General features: G+C 60.6%; 12 protein-coding genes. 10 read left to right on the top strand and 2 right to left on the bottom strand.

What is annotated here, in order from left to right; genetic code table 11:
* Positions 1–827 precede the first annotated feature (827 nt).
* Genes proV through proX form a run of 3 tightly spaced genes read left to right on the top strand, consistent with a single transcriptional unit; the run spans position 828 to position 3,932 of the window.
* A complete protein-coding gene (gene proV / locus J0909_RS06090; RefSeq protein WP_207261326.1) occupies positions 828–2,048 on the top strand; it encodes a glycine betaine/L-proline ABC transporter ATP-binding protein ProV in 1,221 nt (406 codons plus the stop codon).
* Positions 2,048–2,878: an ABC transporter permease gene (locus J0909_RS06095; protein ID WP_207261327.1), complete on the top strand. Its 831-nt coding sequence runs from the start codon at positions 2,048–2,050 to the stop codon at positions 2,876–2,878. The genes proV and J0909_RS06095 overlap by 1 nt, the downstream gene beginning before the upstream one ends.
* Positions 2,879–2,903: 25 nt before the next feature.
* Positions 2,904–3,932, top strand: a complete 1,029-nt coding sequence (proX, locus tag J0909_RS06100; protein ID WP_207261329.1) for a glycine betaine/L-proline ABC transporter substrate-binding protein ProX — start codon at positions 2,904–2,906, stop codon at positions 3,930–3,932.
* A gap of 369 nt (positions 3,933–4,301) precedes the next feature.
* On the opposite strand, the gene J0909_RS06105 is transcribed toward proX, so the two are convergent.
* Complete coding sequence (locus J0909_RS06105) at positions 4,302–6,857, bottom strand: sigma 54-interacting transcriptional regulator (protein ID WP_207261331.1); 2,556 nt, start codon at positions 6,855–6,857, stop codon at positions 4,302–4,304.
* A gap of 230 nt (positions 6,858–7,087) precedes the next feature.
* Between J0909_RS06105 and J0909_RS06110 the strand changes: the two genes are divergently transcribed.
* Positions 7,088–8,764 carry a sensor histidine kinase gene (locus tag J0909_RS06110; RefSeq protein ID WP_207261333.1) on the top strand — a complete coding sequence of 559 codons (1,677 nt, stop codon included), beginning with the start codon at positions 7,088–7,090 and terminating at the stop codon, positions 8,762–8,764.
* Here J0909_RS06110 and J0909_RS06115 read toward each other — a convergent pair.
* Positions 8,733–11,828, bottom strand: a complete 3,096-nt coding sequence (locus J0909_RS06115; RefSeq protein WP_207261335.1) for a hypothetical protein — start codon at positions 11,826–11,828, stop codon at positions 8,733–8,735. The genes J0909_RS06110 and J0909_RS06115 overlap by 32 nt on opposite strands.
* Before the next feature lie 347 nt (positions 11,829–12,175).
* Here J0909_RS06115 and J0909_RS06120 point away from each other — a divergent pair, with 347 nt between their 5' ends.
* The 6 genes from J0909_RS06120 to J0909_RS06145 all read left to right on the top strand — a co-directional run bounded on the left by J0909_RS06120 (position 12,176) and on the right by J0909_RS06145 (position 16,692).
* On the top strand, positions 12,176–12,610 hold the full coding sequence (locus tag J0909_RS06120) for a response regulator (RefSeq protein ID WP_286181826.1): 435 nt from the start codon (positions 12,176–12,178) through the stop codon (positions 12,608–12,610).
* Between the two features lie 19 nt (positions 12,611–12,629).
* Entirely contained in the window at positions 12,630–13,529 is a 900-nt protein-coding gene (locus J0909_RS06125; RefSeq protein WP_207261337.1) for a response regulator, read from the top strand.
* A gap of 27 nt (positions 13,530–13,556) precedes the next feature.
* Positions 13,557–15,407 carry an SLC13 family permease gene (locus tag J0909_RS06130; RefSeq protein WP_207261338.1) on the top strand — a complete coding sequence of 617 codons (1,851 nt, stop codon included), beginning with the start codon at positions 13,557–13,559 and terminating at the stop codon, positions 15,405–15,407.
* Positions 15,408–15,480: 73 nt separating this feature from the next.
* Positions 15,481–15,627: a hypothetical protein gene (locus J0909_RS06135; RefSeq protein WP_207261339.1), complete on the top strand. Its 147-nt coding sequence runs from the start codon at positions 15,481–15,483 to the stop codon at positions 15,625–15,627.
* A 15-nt stretch (positions 15,628–15,642) separates the two neighbouring features.
* Positions 15,643–16,191 carry a Yip1 family protein gene (locus J0909_RS06140; protein ID WP_207261340.1) on the top strand — a complete coding sequence of 183 codons (549 nt, stop codon included), beginning with the start codon at positions 15,643–15,645 and terminating at the stop codon, positions 16,189–16,191.
* A gap of 117 nt (positions 16,192–16,308) precedes the next feature.
* Complete coding sequence (locus J0909_RS06145) at positions 16,309–16,692, top strand: response regulator (protein WP_207261341.1); 384 nt, start codon at positions 16,309–16,311, stop codon at positions 16,690–16,692.
* Positions 16,693–16,697 lie beyond the last annotated feature (5 nt).

Here is a 16,697-nt window from a genome sequence, read left to right on the forward strand (position 1 = left end):
GCCTGGACCAGTTGCATCCGGTCCGGGAAAAACGGTGAAATCCGCTTTTCCCTGTTCGCCTAGTCAATACGCAACCGACACGCAACAAGGCCCGACGGGACACCCCGCCGGGCCTTCGTTTGCCGGAGATGCGGCGACCGGCCGCCAATGCGCCCGTTCCGGCAGGATCACCCGGATGCCGGTCTCACCCGAAAGGAACGTTTCCAAAAGGATGGTCCCGCCGGGGGTGAAAACCGGCCAAGGTTCCCGTCGGAACAACCCGGCGTCCGGCAAGACCATCCCCCCCCCTCTTCGAGCCCTCCCGCGCATCGCCGCCGAACGCCGGCCGGAAGCGAGCAAAACATCATTCCAGACAACTGCTTTTTAGCCGATGTTATTTGAGATTATCCAGCTTAAAATCTGGTCATATAGCAAATAAAAAATCAATTTTTGACACGATGACTTTATTCAGATAGACTCGCCACTTGAAATTCGATGATGCACATCAATTAATGTTGTTTTCAGATTGTAACAAAAAGTTCAAGAGATAATACAGTAATAAATCCACTGTTGCAGTTGCTAAAACATAATACATGACATTATTGCAGCAACTCATCACTGTATCATCAGCAAAACAACATTAAATTTTTTGCATCAGTAATTTTACATGCCACTGACTTCGAAATGTCATAGCGGGCAGGAAGCCCTGCCCCTTTCTCGACCGCATACGGCCTCTCTCTGCGGCCTTCGCGACCGAGTCCCCCTCTTTTAACTCCATTTCGGAAGTCTTTCCCCGATACTCCCCGCCCCCGGCGAGGGAGATCATCATCACACTCAACGGAGTACCTATGGGACAAATCAGCGTAGAGAATTTGTACAAAATCTTCGGCAGCAAGCCCCGCAAGGGCCTTGAGATGCTCAAGCAGGGCCACGACAAAACGTCGGTCCTGGAAAAAACCGGCATGACCGTAGGCGTGAACAACGCCTCCTTCACCATCGAAAACGGCGAGATCTTCGTCATCATGGGGCTGTCCGGCTCGGGCAAATCCACCATGGTGCGGATGCTCAACCGGCTCATCGAGCCCACTTCCGGGCGGGTCCTGGTCAACGGCGAGGACGTCACCGCCATGAGCGACGACGAACTGGTCAAATTCAGGCTGCACAACATGAGCATGGTCTTCCAGTCCTTCGCCCTCATGCCGCACCAGACCGTGCTCGACAACGCCGCTTTCGGCTTGGAGCTGGCCGGGGTGGATAAGGCCAAACGGCACGAACGCGCCCGCGAGGCTCTGGAGCAGGTAGGCCTGGCCGGATGGGAGGACCAGTATCCCAAACAGTTGTCCGGCGGCATGCAGCAGCGCGTCGGGCTGGCCCGCGGCCTGGCCGTGGACCCGGAAATCCTGCTCATGGACGAGGCCTTCTCGGCGCTTGACCCGCTCATCCGCACCGAAATGCAGGATGAACTGCTCAAGCTTCAAGAGGAACATCAACGGACCATCGTATTCATCTCCCACGATCTGGACGAGGCCCTGCGCATCGGCGACCGCATCGCCATCATGGAAGGCGGCAACGTGGTCCAGGTGGGCACGCCGGATGAAATCCTGCAAAACCCCGCCAACGACTACGTCCGCGCCTTCTTCCGAGGTGTGGATCCCACCGGGGTCCTCAGCGCGGGCGACATCGTGCGCGATTCCCACCCGACCATCGTGGTCACCAAGGGCGGCAGCCTGCGCATCGCCCACGAAATCCTGAGCGGCAGCGAACTGGATCACGCCTACGTGATCGACTCGCGCCGCCATTTCCTCGGCGTGGTCTCGTCAGAGGGCATCCGCAACGCCTTGGAGGCGGGACTGCCGGAGCACCCGCTGAGCCAGGTCTACCTGCCCGAGGCCGTGGCCGTGCATCGTGACGATTCCATGCAGGACATCCTGCCGCTGGTGGCCGTTTCCACCTGGCCCATCCCGGTGGTGGATGATGAAAACCGCTACCTCGGCGTGGTCTCCAAAAACCGTTTTCTCACGATCCTGCATAAGACCGAAGTGGCCCTTTCCGAAGGAGGTGACCAATAATGTTCGACAATCTAATTATCCCCCTAGACCAATGGGTTTCCGTGGCCGTGGAATGGCTAGTGGACAACTACCGCGAATTTTTCCAGATGCTCAAATGGCCCGTGGACAAGTTGCTGACCGGCTTCGAGCACGGCCTGACCGCCCTGCACCCGCTCATCATCATCGCCGTGGTCTGCTTCCTGGCCTGGAAATTCTCGGGCAAGCGTCTGGCCGTCTTCTCTCTGTGCTCCATGCTCCTGGTGGGCTTCCTGGGCCTGTGGGAAGACACCATGATCACCCTGGCCATGGTCCTCTCGTCCGTGGTCATCTGCGCCGTGATCGGCATCCCGCTGGGCATCATGTCCGGCCGTAGTGATCGCTTCCAGGCCGGACTCCGGCCCGTGCTCGACGCCATGCAGACCACCCCCGCCTTCGTCTATCTCGTGCCCATCGTCATGCTTTTTTCCGTGGGCAATGTGGCGGGCGTGCTGGCGACCATCATCTTCGCCCTGCCCCCCATCATCCGGCTGACGAGCCTGGGCATCCGCCAGGTCCACCCGGAACTGGTGGAGGCGGCTCAGGCCTTCGGGGCCACCCGGCGGCAGGTGCTCTTCAAGGTTCAGATTCCCCTGGCCTTGCCGACCATCCTGGCGGGTCTGAATCAGACCATCATGATGGCCCTGTCCATGGTCGTCATCGCCGCGCTCATCGGCGCAGGCGGACTCGGCTCCCCGGTCATCCTCGGGCTGAACACCCTGGACATCGGACGCGCCGTGGTCGGCGGCCTGGGCATTGTGCTCATGGCCATCGTCCTGGACCGCATCACCCAGTCAATGGCTCAAAAGAAATAACCGAAATCGAATTCGAGGAGGTTTTATGAAACTGATGAAACTCACGCTGACCGCACTGTTTGCGGTCCTGATCGCATCCGCCGCCATGGCCATGGACACGCAGCCCGGCAAGGGCGTCACCGTCCAACCCGCACGCGCCACCTGGAATACCGGCTTCTTCCAGGAGGCCCTGGTCCGCAAGGGCTTGGAGGAACTCGGGTATACCGTAAAGAGGCCCCGTGACCTAGCGAACCCCATCTTCTACAAGTCCGTGACGCTGGGCGACGTGGACTACTGGGTCAACGGCTGGTTCCCCATGCACGACGCCCAACTGCCCAAGAACTTCGACGAGAAGGCGCAAAAGATCGGCTTTGTGGCCAAGGCCGGTGGCATGCAGGGCTACCTGGTGTCCAAACGTGATGCAGACAAGTACAACATCAAGTCCCTGGACGACTTCAAGCGTCCCGAGGTCATAAAGGCCTTCGATTCCAACGGCGACGGCAAGGCCGACCTGACCGCCTGCCCTCCGGGCTGGGGCTGCGAAAAGGTCATCACCCACCATATGAAGGTCTACGACCTGGGTGACTACATCAATCCGGTCAAGGCCTCCTACGAGGCGGGCATGGCCGCGGCATTGGGCGAATACAAGTCCGGCAAGCCGGCCTTCTTCTACACCTGGACGCCCAACTGGACCGTCTACAAGTTCAAGCCCGGCAAGGATGTGGTCTGGATCAATGTGCCTGAGATCAACCCCACCGAGTCCCAGGCCCCGAACGCCGATCGCATGACCGTGTCCGGCGTGGAAGGCGCGGTCTCCGACCCGCTCAAGGCCGGCTTCGTGGTCTCCGACATCCGCGCGGTGGCCAACAAGAAGTTCCTGGCGAAGAACCCGGCCGCGGCCAAGTTCCTCGAACTCTTCACCCTGCCCCTGGCCGACATCAGCGCCCAGAACACCCGCATGAACCAAGGCGAAAAGTCCGACAAGGCCATTGCCAAACATGCCGACGAATGGATCAAGAACAATCAGGACAAATGGAACGGGTGGCTCAAGGCGGCCCGCGAAGCCGCCAAATAGCGAAGCGGCGAGAAAATTGCGGCGGCCCCTTCTTGGGGCCGCTTTTTTTTGGGGACCGGCCCCTTCACAAAGAAAGGAAAAAGCAATTGCTGGAAGCCGCTCCGCGGCGAGATTTAGATGATTCCGCCTGCGGCGGGCACGGACTCGCAATCCTGCAGCCCCTTCTTCGCATCCAACCCGCTGCCGGGTTACCGGCCGTCAAAATGACGCTGTCGGGCAAGGATTCTCTCCGGCTCCCTGCGAAACGGCGAGGCAAGATTCAAGACGCGGCACGAAGGCCGATGAACGGGAAATCCCGTCCATCGGCCTTCGTGTTGTTCGCATGTATGCGGATCGAGACTCCAAAAGCGGCGGAGCCCAAAGGCATGGCTAGTCCCCGGTCAGTTCGTAGCGAGTGGAAGGCCCCTTGCCCTTTTTGACCAGAAGGCCGCGCTTGACAAGGTCCTGAAGGTCGTAAATGGCGGTCCGTGTGGGCAGATTACCGCCGACCAGGTCCTGGTATTGTTTGCGGGTAATAGTGCCCTGTCTGCGGATGACGTCCCAGGCTTCTTTCTGGCGGGAGTTGAAGCCCGCATCGGTTTCCACCGGGGCGGATTGCTGCGGAACGGGATAGGACGGGACAGGGTGCGACGGAGCGGTCGCCGAGGGAGTCCCGGAAGACGCAGAGTGCGGCTTGCCTGCATCCGGGGACGGCCCGGGCTGGGGCTGGGTGGGCCAGGTATAGAAGTCGCTTTCCAGACGAATTTCCTCGTGCTGAATGATGTCGGTTTCGGCCATGACCGCAGCGCGGGTAATGCAATTGACCAGTTCGCGGACGTTGCCGGGCCAATCGTGGGAGACGAGCTTGGCCAGGGCCCCCTTGCTCAGATCCAAATGTTCGCGTCCGGCCAGGGCCTCGGCCTGCTTGAGGTAGTAGACGGCCAAAAGCGGGATGTTCTCGCGATTTTCGCGCAGGGCCGGCGTGTTGATGGAGATGACCTTGAGCCGGTAGTAAAGATCCTCGCGGAAGGACTTGTCCTCGATGAGGGACGGAATGTCCACGTTGGTGGCGGCCAGGATGCGCACGTCCACGGCGACTTCGCGGTCGCTGCCCAGCGGCTTGATCTTGCGCGAGGCCAGGGCCCGGAGCAGGGATTGCTGGACCTTGGCGGAGGCGGACTGGATTTCATCCAGGAAAAGGATACCCCCGTCGGCCTCGACGAACGCGCCGTTGCGGTCTTCCTTGGCCTCGGAAAAGGCCCCCTTGACGTGGCCAAACAGGGCATCGAGAAGCAGGTTCTCGTCCAGGGCGCCGCAGTTGATGGAAATGAACGGCTTTTCCGCGCGGCTGGAATGGGCGTGGATGCCCTCGGCCACCAACTGTTTGCCGGTGCCGGTCTCGCCCGCGATGAGCACGTCCACATCCACCTGGGCGGCCTTGAGGATGTTGACTTTGAGATTGGCCGTGGCCGAGCCCACGCCGACGATCTCGGGAACGCGGCTCAGTTCGTTCTCCACCAGCAGTTCTCGCTCGCGGTCCAGGGAGGCGCGCTCACGCTTGTTCACGTTGAGAATGGCCTCGTCCTTGGCTTGTATCTCGACCACCTGCTGTTTGACCCGGCGGATGATGTTGTTGATGGATTCCTGAAGGACGGTGATGTCGTAGCCGTTGTACGGGAGATAAATCTCCTCCATTTCCTCCAACGAGTTCAAGGTATTCATGCACGCCGCCAACTCGCGGATAGGCTTGGTCAGGATACGCCCGAAGAGAAAGACGAGGACGGAGATGACCACGATGCCGCCGAGGGTCACAAAGAGCATGACGTCCATGTTCTTGTAGCCCGCGATGATCGGCAACTGGCTGCGATCCACGAAGATCACCCCGCCATAGACCGAAGGCGGTCCGGCCGGATCGGTCTTGAAATAGACCGGGGCATAGCTGAAGTAATGGAAATCCACGCCGGACTGTTTGGGATGCTCCTCCGCCACGCGAACCAACCCGTTTTCGCCCTTGTTCATGGCGGCCACGGCCTCCCAATAGCGGGAGTACCTTTCGTTGGGCCGGAAGGCGGCCTTGTTGCCAGGCTTGCCCAGCGAGCCGTCGAATCCCTCACGGGCCAGGAAGGTGGTCAGATCATTGTGCTGCTTGTCGTAGTCTTCGGACTGAAAGAGCATCCAGCCGTCATGATTCAAGAAATAGCTAAAGCGCACTTCGTCGCTCCGAGGGTAGGCCCACAGGGGGGACTTGCGCGAATTGTACCACGAGAGGATATTGCGCAATGTAGTCGCCTCCACGGACAGGAAGAGCAGACCCGGAGGCTCGGTGCCGTTGCCGGGACAGGCGGTATAGAAGCGGACCACGTTGGCGGTCATGAAGCGGTTGGTGCTGCCTTCGGTGGGCATGGGGTAGGAGACGTCGAGGATGTCGGAAGCGACCACTCGACCGGGGGCAAGCGCCCCCAGGCGATCGAGTTCGGCAAAGGGGTTGGGCCGCACTCGATCCAGGGAGTCCGGGGCCACGGCCCGCACGTTTTCCCCCTGGCGGACCAGAACCACGGGTTCCCCGCCCGAGGCTGGAAGATAGCAGAGTTCGAGGTATGATCTGCCGCCCGCCTTGAGCAATCGCATGAATTCGTCGCGTAACCCGGCGGCGTCGGTGCGTCCTCCGGCGAAGAAAAGCAGATCCGTGCGGCAGCCATCCAGATACTGCTCCATCTCGTGAGCCACGGCCATGGTGTTCTGGCGCACGGTGCGGCTGATCGCGATGTCGATGAATTCGTCCGAAACCCGGTAGGAGGCCCAGCCCGTGAACAGGAGGATACCCACAATGGACGGCATCAGGGCCAGGAGCAACTTGCCCCGCAGCCCAAGCCTGCGCACCAGGCCGGGCAGGTGGCGGCGCATCCAATCCGACATACGGGAGCCCGCGGTGGTTGTCGATGCCATGAAATCCCCCCTTCACTCGGTTGCGGCGGCCGAAAAAACACGTTCCGCCTTGTACGTTTTTTGCCGTTATGCCGCTCCCGACCACTTTGTCAAATCCTTTTCGGCACGATGGTTGCTAAATACACCTCGTCGTTATGACGCAACACAATAATTTTGCGCGATTTTTTAACCATTTGTAATAAATATAATTTTATCAAAACATCTTGCAAAAAAATCAGGCAGACAAAATCATGGCCAAGCAGAAACCTCTTTGCGGGATACACAGATTGCTTTTCATCTCCATGATCGTCATCCCGGCGATCCCCCTGCTCATCTCGGCAGCCATCGGGTTCTACTCCTTTGCCGGAGAGTCCAGGCGCTTTGCCGTCTCCTCCATCCGCCAGGCCGCCGTGGACCGGACCATGCTCATCGACGAATTTCTTCATGAGCGGCGCAGCGACCTGGAATCGTTCCTGGCCCTGCTCCCCGAGGATGCCCTGAGCGGGCCCCGGGCGCAGGAGGAAGTCGAGGCGTGGCTACGCACCGGCGGACAGGTTTTCCAAGACATGGGCCTGATCGACCCGCAAGGGCGGCACGCAGCCTATTCCGGCCCCTTCGGCCTGTCCGGCAAGAATTACAGCGGCGCAGACTGGTACAAGGAAACCCTGGAGAATGGCTATTACATCAGCGACGTTTTTCTCGGCTACCGCAAGGTGCCTCACTTCGTCGTGGCTGTGGCCAGGCGCATGCACGGCCAGGTCTGGATGCTCAGGGCCACCATCAACCCCACGGTCTTCGGCAACATGGTCAACGCGCCGGGCATCGGCAGCACCGGTGAGGCGTACATCCTCAACCGGGACGGAGTGTTTCAGACCAACCGCCGCTCGGGCGGCATCCTGCTCGAACACGACGACTATCCCTACCCGGCCCAGGCCGAAAATCTCATCTCCTTCACGGGCGCGGACGACGGCGAGGACTATCTGTTCGCCTCGGCCCGCCTCAACGACGGCAAGTGGCGGCTTGTTGTCCGCCAACAGAAGGAGGAGGCCTTCCATGCCGTCGTCATGGCGGGCTACACGGTCATCTTCGTGCTGCTCTGCGGTGGGGCGGTCATCGTCATTCTGGCCCTCGTGGTCAGCCGCAGGCTGTCCGAGACCCTGCACGGCCAGGCCGAGGCGGTCAGCAAACTGGAAGGTCAGTTGCTCCAGGCCGCCCGCCTGGCCGAACTGGGGGAAATGGCCGCAGGCTTCGCCCACGAGATCAACAACCCGCTACAGATCATGAAAACCGATCTGGCCCTGTTGGACCTGACCCTCAAGGATGTGACCGACGAATGTTCCAACCGGGAGGCCTGCGACGAACTCAAGGAGATCGCCGACCAGTTCCAGATCCAGATCGGCCGCTGTGCGGCCATCACCCGCGAGATTCTGCGCTTCGGGCGACAGGATGCACCGCAGGTCCAGGACGTGGACCTGACCGACTTCCTGCCCAAGGTTGGGGCCATGGTTGAGAACAAGGCCCAGGTCAACGGCATCGGCGTGACCTGCGAGGTGGCTCCGGACATTCCGCATGTTCTGGCGGACCCGGGCCAGTTGCAGCAAGTCATGATCAACCTGTTGAACAACGCCATCCACGCGGTGGTGGACCGTCACGGGGCCAAAGGCGGGCGCATCGACGTGAACGCGCACGCCGACGACCGGGGCAACGCGGTGATCACCGTGGCCGACAACGGCTGCGGCATCAATCAGGAAAGCCTGTCCAAGATATTCATGCCCTTCTTCACTACCAAAGCGCCCGGCCAGGGCACGGGGTTGGGCCTCTCCGTGTGCCATTCCATCATCGACTCCCTCGGGGGGGAGCTGACCGTGGCCAGCACCAAGGGCGAAGGCACAACCTTCACCGTTCGTATCCCCGGCAAGAGTGCGTAAGACCGTCCTCCTCCCGGGACGGGACCCCATCGGGGGACGGGGCTTCGGACCCGTCCCCCGCCATTTTTCCCAGGGCCTCGGCGGCCATCTTGCCGATCTCGTCCAGATAGGCGGAGTAGCGGGTCAGATAGAAGGACAATCCCTTGGCGAAGTTGCGGCCCACCAGCCCGTTTACAAAGAGCATGGACACGGACTGTTCCTCGCGCAAGACCTGTTGCGAGGCCAGGAACACGGCCACTTCGTCTTCGGACATGGCCTCCAGGGCCTGGCGCAAGGCTTCGTGGGCGCGCGGCTTGTAAGCCATGATGTAGAGCATGTCCAAGGCGTTGGCGATGACCTCGGGCACATGGTTAAAATTCGACTCCCGAGAGAAGTCGATGAACTCGGCGGGCCGGTTGAGCATGCCGAGCATGTCCCGGGTGGGGAAGGCGATCTCCAGGCGCGAGTAGATTTCGAAGACCTGGTGCAACTTTTCGGTGTAATCCCAGCGGCGCATGGCGATGTTTCGCCTACGGTCCGCGAACCCCTCGATGACCCCGGCCACGCAATCCGAGGCGAGCTTGGAGATGACCGCCGCCCACAATTGCAGCACGGCCATGGGATCGACGGAACCGCCCAGGACCAGAAGCCCCTGGGCACCCCAGTTGAAGAGCATGGCGATGGGAATGGACAGGACGCTGCGGAAGAAGTTGGCCGCTGCGGCTTCGCGGGGCAACCCCCGAATCACGTTGTGGCTGGAGATGTACACCCCGTTGGTCAGGGCCATGATGGAATAGAGCAACAGCGGATTGGTGGCCGTGGTCACCCCAAGTCCCTTGTCCAGAACGACGGACTTGCACAACCAGTCCAGCAGGGGCACGGAAAAACCGGTGTAGAGCAGGGAATCGGCAATACGCTCCCAGTCGATATAGTCGTTCCAGGCCAGGAAGGGCGAACGCCGCAACCCGCCTCCGCCGAGCACGGACTGGATGACGTTGCGCAGACCGGTGATGGAGAACCAGATGATCCCCCCAAAATAGGCCAGAATCCACCAGTCCTTGGTCAGATAGAAGGTCAGGAAGGCGGGGATGAACCCGGCCAGGACCTTGATCACGTTCTTGAGCACGGAATTCAACTGGTCGGGCGAGGGACGACGCTTGCAGGAATCAGCGGGCGCGAACAAAGACAGCCCATTGCCCTCCCGCCGTTTGCCGCCCAGGGCGACCACGTTGCCGCCCGCTTCGGTCACGGCGTAACCGTCCACGCGCCAGCGGCAGCACGTCCGGCAGACCAACCGTCGCAGGCCCGTGACCTGCGCGGCCATATGGATCATGCGGCCCCACAACCCCTTGCCCGGTTTGGGCATGACGTACTCGTTGGACCGTATCGTCGTGCCCTGCACCGGGATGCGGTCGGCGGCGCGCAGCCGGGCGGCCTCCCGTTGGCCCCGCAGGGGCAAGGTCTCAAGGACCGCGAAGCCCATGCCGTGGGTCCTGGTGGACCGTCCGGTGGACCCTGAGCCGATGCTCGTCCCCAGCGGCACACGCTTGTAGAATTCAAGAAGCCGGTCGAACCGCTCCAGAATGCCCTCCAGGGCGCGCAGCCGGTCCTCGGCCTCTTCGCCGTCCTTTGCGCGAACGGAGTCCATGCACCCCCGGATGAGTCGCTTGAGCTTGACCGCGTTTTGCTCGTTCAAGGCCTGCTGCAACTGGCTGAAGGGCATGCGCAGCCGGGTCTGGCCCGGCTCCAGGTGCTTGGTGTTGAAGACCTCAAGGTGGGAGATCCGCCCCTGGCACTGGAACAAGAGCTCCAGCGCGTCCTCCAATTCCAGGTCCGCCAGGATCAGGGTCAGGTGACTGGAATGGGCGGCCCTGCGCAGCCGGGAGGTCAATTCCGCCGGAGACAGGGAAAGCAGTGCGGGCAATCCTTCGGCGCGGGGCCTGTCCGGGTCCGGGATATCCCGGTTTTCCTCCGGAGAGAGGTAGCGGGCCACCATAGTGTCCACGTCCAAAGCGTCCAAAGACTCCACCTGCACGGCAATGGCCGCCTTGGCGTCGTAATCGGCCTGGTCGAACCCCTTGCGCAGAGAGGCCACCCGCTCTTCGAAGAACGGCATGGCCTGGGCATGGATGTAGTTGCCCAGGTGCAGGATCGACGGCTGCTCCACGCCCGCCGCAACGGCCATTTCATCATAATCAACCGGCGGGAGCAGAACCCCGAATTCCTTTTGTATGGACTGGCGGTGGCGGGTGTTGAAGGCCTCGGTTACGGCCCGCACGTATTCGGATCGCGAACCGCGCACTTCCCGGCCCTGCTCCATGAGTTCGCGCACGGCGTCCACCCGGAACAACCCCTCTATGTCGCAATCGTCGCGGAGTCCGCCGGGGCACCAAACGATCTTGACGAACCGGCCCCGGTGCAACGCCCGGTACTCTATGCCGATGCGCACCTTGATGCCCAGAATGGCCGCCGAGGCGAGCAGTTCCCGAGCCACGGGCAGGTCCACACAATCGTAATAAACCACGGTCAGGTAGCGGATACCCTTGATCCAGGCGTCCATGACCAGATGAGTGGCGGACTTGCGCCCCTTGCTGTTGGCGTCGTGAACGCGATCGTCAAAAGTGATCTGGTTCCACTCCTCGGGCATCTCCAGGAGGTGATAGCGGCGCATCTGCTGGCGCAGGAAGCCGATCTTCCCGGCCGCGGCCCGGCGAAAGTCGTGCGCCAGGGCCAACTGGCGGCAGCGGTCCCCCTTGGCGCGAACCAATTCCTTGCCGATCTGGACCAGGACCCGCGCCCGGTTATTGCGCATGGCGCCCTTGGCCGCGGTCAAGGTCTCGTCCCGCAGGGCGATGAGCGCCTTGGTCCGGTCCGAGGCCTGTTCCGACTTCAGGGATTCAAGCAGATGCATGATGGCGTAGGCGATGCGCAATCCCCGGTCCGCCGCCAGCTCCTTGATGCCGTGCGGCTTCAGGTATGGCTCAAGCAGAGTCTTGAATTGCGTCTTGTCCACGCCGCGACTCAGAACATCTTCAACTATTTCAAGGAGTCTATAGTCGTTCTTATCATAGTAAAGCGAAGGCATGAATCCCATTCCCCCCTGTTTGCAACGGCCCATTTTGTCACATAATCGTAACATAGCCTAGCAGTATCCATGCCTCTCGTCATGTGGGATGTACGGTGCTGATTCGATTTTTTCCAGCCATCCCTTGTGGCTGTAGGCTTCCTCTCCCCTCCTGAGAGGTTGCCGTTTCCTCCCCAGACACCTCCAATCTGGCCGTTTTTTGCGCGCAATACCATCGTGCAAGCCAATCGTGCAAGCCAATTTGCGAAAATATATACTTAAATATAAACATGTTACGCTTGGCATGCGAGTTGCTTAGTCCGGGCAGCAATTGCGGAATAACAACCGATCAACCCAACGGTGACATCATGGAAAAGATGAAAATCCTGCTCGTAGACGATGAAGAACGTCTGCTCAGCACCACGAAAAAGCTCTTCGAGAAGCTCGGCATCGAGGCATGCACGGCCACTTCGGGGGCCGAAGCCTTGGAGGTGCTGAAGACCTATGAAGCGCATGTCATCTTCCTCGACATCAAAATGCCCGGAATGGACGGCATGGAGACGCTGCAGCACATCAAGAAGGATTACCCCCTCAGCGAGGTCATTATCCTCACCGGTCACGCCACTATGGAAACCGCAGTGGAAGGGCTCAAGCTCGGCGCCTTGGACTATCTGATCAAGCCAGTCAGCATGAAGGATTTTCTCGGCAAGGCCGAGGAAGCCTTTGAAAAGGTCACGCTACAAAAACAGAAGATACATTCTGCCCGGATGGCCGAGTCCGCCGGTCAGGGTGAACTGCGCTAGCTAACTCAAGGAGGTTGTAATGGTTAAAATCAAGGTCCTCATGGTCGACGATGAGGAGCGCTTCCGCACCACCACTGCGAAAATATTGGCCCGCAAAGGATTCGACACGATCCTGGCAGCCAGTGGCGAAGAGGCGTTGCAGAAACTGGCCGAAAAGCCGGACGTTGTCGTGTTGGATGTCAAGATGGGCGGCCTCGACGGTCACGAGACCCTCAAATTGATGAAGGAAAAGATGCCGGAACTCCCGGTGATCATGCTCACCGGGCACGGCGACATGCCCGGCGCGAAGAAGGCGCTGGACACCGGGGCCTTCGACTATCTGGCCAAGCCCTGTGACGTGGATCTCCTGAGCACCAAGGTTCAGGACGCCTTCGAGTACGCCACCAAGGCGCCCTATGTCGAAAAGCTGGCCAAGGGAATCATGATCCCTCTGGACGAGTACACCCAGATTCCCCTGAACAGCACCGTGCGCGACGCCATCACGGCGCTCGAATCGTCCATGCGCCACCTGATGGCCACGGACCGCCTCATGGACACCGGACACCGTTCGGTGATCGTGACCAACCCCGACGGCAGCGTGGCGGGCCTGCTCAGCCCGCTCGATCTGATCGACGCCATCCGGCCCGGCTACCTGTCCGCGCCCAAACCGTCCATGGCGGACAGTCTGCAGTACTCGACCATGTTCTGGCAGGGCCTGTTTTCCTCGCGGGTCAAGGAAATCATGGGCAATCCCGTCCGCGACATCATGTCCGACACCCTTCCGGTGATCGACGCCGACGCCAATCTCATGGACGTAGCCAACAACATGATCACCCTCCCGGCCCGGCGCATGCTCGTCAGAGCGGGGAACGAAGACATCGGTATCGTCCGCGAACAGGAACTCTTCTACGAAATCGCCAAGATCATTTCGTCCAGCTAACCCGAAGCCCGATTGCGAGGTTACAACATGGCTCAAGCAAAGAAGAAAGCAACCGGTTACGACAAGTTCGTCAACTGGAAGCTGCTCATAATTCCGGTGGTAATTTTCGTCGCGATCCTCGTTCTTCCCACCCCTCAGGGCATGAAGAAGGTAGGCATGCAGTATTCGGTCGGCCCCAAGGTCGTGGCCAACTATCTGTGTGAACAACTCTTCCAGAAGCAGAGTTCCGATTGCGACCAATGGGAAATCCTGACCGCACGCCTGATGGAACAAAACATGCGCATGGGCGCCCTCTCCAAAGAGCGGCTCATGAAGCGCAACGAGAAGTGGGCCAAAAAGTACAAGATCCCCGTGGATTCGGCCAACTTCAAGCGGGCGCTGACCTATGTCGGCGACAATATCCCGTCGGACAAGTATCTGACCATCATGAAGGGCGCCTTCAACAAGCGCCTGAACGGCCTCAATTATGACGAACTGTCCAAGAAGGACCAGAAAAACGCCAACAAGGGCGCGTGGAGCATCAAGGTCGCCATCGCCATGGTCGTATTCGTGGTCTTCTGCTTCATGACCGAGTGCATGCCGCTGCCCGGCGTGGCGTTCTGCATCGGCCTCATTCTGGTCTTCACCGGCGTGGTCTCGCGCAGCGAGGTCGCCGGGCTATACTGGGATGACGCGGTATGGTTCATCATGGGTTCGCTCATGTTCGCCACGGCCTTCGTCAAGACCGGTGTGGACAAGCGCATGTGCTTGCTCATGTTCAAAAAGCTCGCCGTGCCCAACGTCCGTTGGATCACGCTGATCTTCTTCATCGTCATCTCCCCGCTGGCGGCGTTCATCTCCGACCACGCCCTGGCGGCCATGTTCCTGCCCATCGGCATGCTGCTCTACCAGAACAGCCTGACCGACGAGATTCCCGAAGACAAGGAATTGGCCAAGATGCTGATGATCACCATCGCCATGGCCTGTAACATCGGCGGCCCCGGCGCCCCGTCCGGCGGCGCCCGCAACGTCATCATGATGACCTACCTGACCGACATGTTCGGCATGGACATCGGGTACGCGCAGTGGATCATGTACTGCTTCCCGTTCGTCATCGTCATGATCCCGATCACCTGGATCGCCACCAACATGCTCTTCAAGCCCCGCATCACCTCCCTGGCCCCGGCCATGCGCCACCTGGAAGGCGAAATCAGCAAGATGGGCAAGTGGAACAGAAACCAGGTCTGGGCCATGGTCATCTTCGCCGTCATGGTCTTCGGGTGGTTCACCGAGAAGGAATTCTACAACATGGGCATCTACCCCATCCGTCTCGGCATCGGCGTCATAGCGGTCGCGGGCGCAGTGGCCTATCTGCTGGCTGGCGTGGTCAACTGGCGTGACTATCAGGAAAAGGTGGACTGGGGCGTTGTCTGGCTGTACGCGGGCGCGATCATCTTCGGCCGCACCCTGGATAAGACCGGCGCCGCCTACTGGCTGGCCCAGTCCGTCATCGACCTGCTGGCCCCGCTGGGCATGAGCCACGGCATCCCGCTGATGCTCACCTCCAACGGCCTGACCGCCGTGCTGACCAACCTGATGGCCGACGGCCCGGCAGCCGCCGCGGTCGGTCCCATCACCCTGAACATGGCCAGCATCGTGCACCCCGGCACCACCTTCCTGCCGTTCATGGCAATGGCCACCGCAGTAGCGTCTTCCTTCGCCTACTGCCTGATCATCGGTACCCCGCCCAACGCCATCGTCTACGCCTCCGGCTACCTGGAGCCCAAGGACTACCTGCGCGTGGGTATCCCAATGTGGTTCATCGCCAACATCATGATCGTCGTCCTTACGGCGATCTACTGGACGGGTCTCGGGTTCGGCAGCCTGCCATCGTTCTGACGACCCTGACCTGAAAAAAACAACCCGGCGGCCCGCCCAGGGCGGGCCGCCGGTTCAAAAAGAGGAATCCAAAATGTTTGGCAAACCCAGTGAAAAAAAAGGCTTTGTCCATGAAAAGGGCGTGACCTATTTCAGCAAGCGGACCGAACAGCGCATCCTGTTCGCGATGACCCTGGGCATGCTGCTCTGGGGCATCCTGGAATCGACGAACATATTCTAAGCCAAGGAGGGGGCCATGGAAGCGACACGCGAAATAAGCACCAGGATGGGGATCCGGGAATATTTCGAAACATTGATGGACGTCATGCGCTCGCCCGTGCGCTACTTTGAACGGGTCGCTGAGGAGACCGGCTCCCGCCGGGCGCTCATCTTCCTCATGATCTCGGCCCTGTTCTACTGCTCGGTGAGCATGACCTACTTTTTCGAGAACTCCTTGGCCATGGGCATGGTCATGATGCTCAACGCCCTGCTCATGCCCGCCTTCGGCGCGGTCATCACCTTCATCCTGATCGGCATGACCGGCCAGGAGCGGGTGCCCTTCGCCCGCATCTTCAACATCTACGCCTACGCCAGCGGCGCGGTCATGGTCATCTCCTGGATTCCGGGTCTGGCCATCGTCATGGAGCCCGTGCGGGCCGTGCTCATCGGCGTGGGGCTGCACAAGGCGGCTGGAGTGGGCAAGCTCAGGGCGGCCGCGCTCATCGTCCTGACCGCCGTGGTCCTGCTCCTCTTTTTCTGGTCCGCCGCGCCGATCATCGTCGAACTGAAGCAATTGTTCCACTAGGAATGACCTCGCGCAACGGGCAGCGCGCGAGCACGCATTCCTTACCCTCCCCATCCGGCCGGGGGCACGCCCCCCGCCCCCGGCTCCGGACGGGAGGATCCACACGGGAGGACCGTTATGAAAAAGATACGCCTGCTTCTGGTTGACGACGAAACCGATTTCCTGAACGCCTACGCCCGCCGTTTCGCGCGCAGGAACGTGGAGACCACCCTGGCCGCCAGCGGCCAGGAGGCCATCGACCAAGTCCGCGAAAACACCTTCGACGTGGTCGTCCTCGACGTCATGATGCCGGAGATGAACGGGCTCGAAACCCTGCGGCGGCTCAAAGCCATAGAACCGGACCTGCCGATCATCATCCTCACCGGCCACGCCGATTCCCGCGTGCTCATCGAGGGCATGGACATGGGAGCCTTTGACTTCCTGCTCAAGCCGGTGGGCACGGACGAGCTTTATTTCAAGGTGCTGGACGCCATCCGCGCCCGCCATCGCGGCCAACCGTAGCCCCG

This window comes from Desulfovibrio sp. Huiquan2017 (assembly GCF_017351175.1).
GTDB lineage: Bacteria > Desulfobacterota > Desulfovibrionia > Desulfovibrionales > Desulfovibrionaceae > Pseudodesulfovibrio.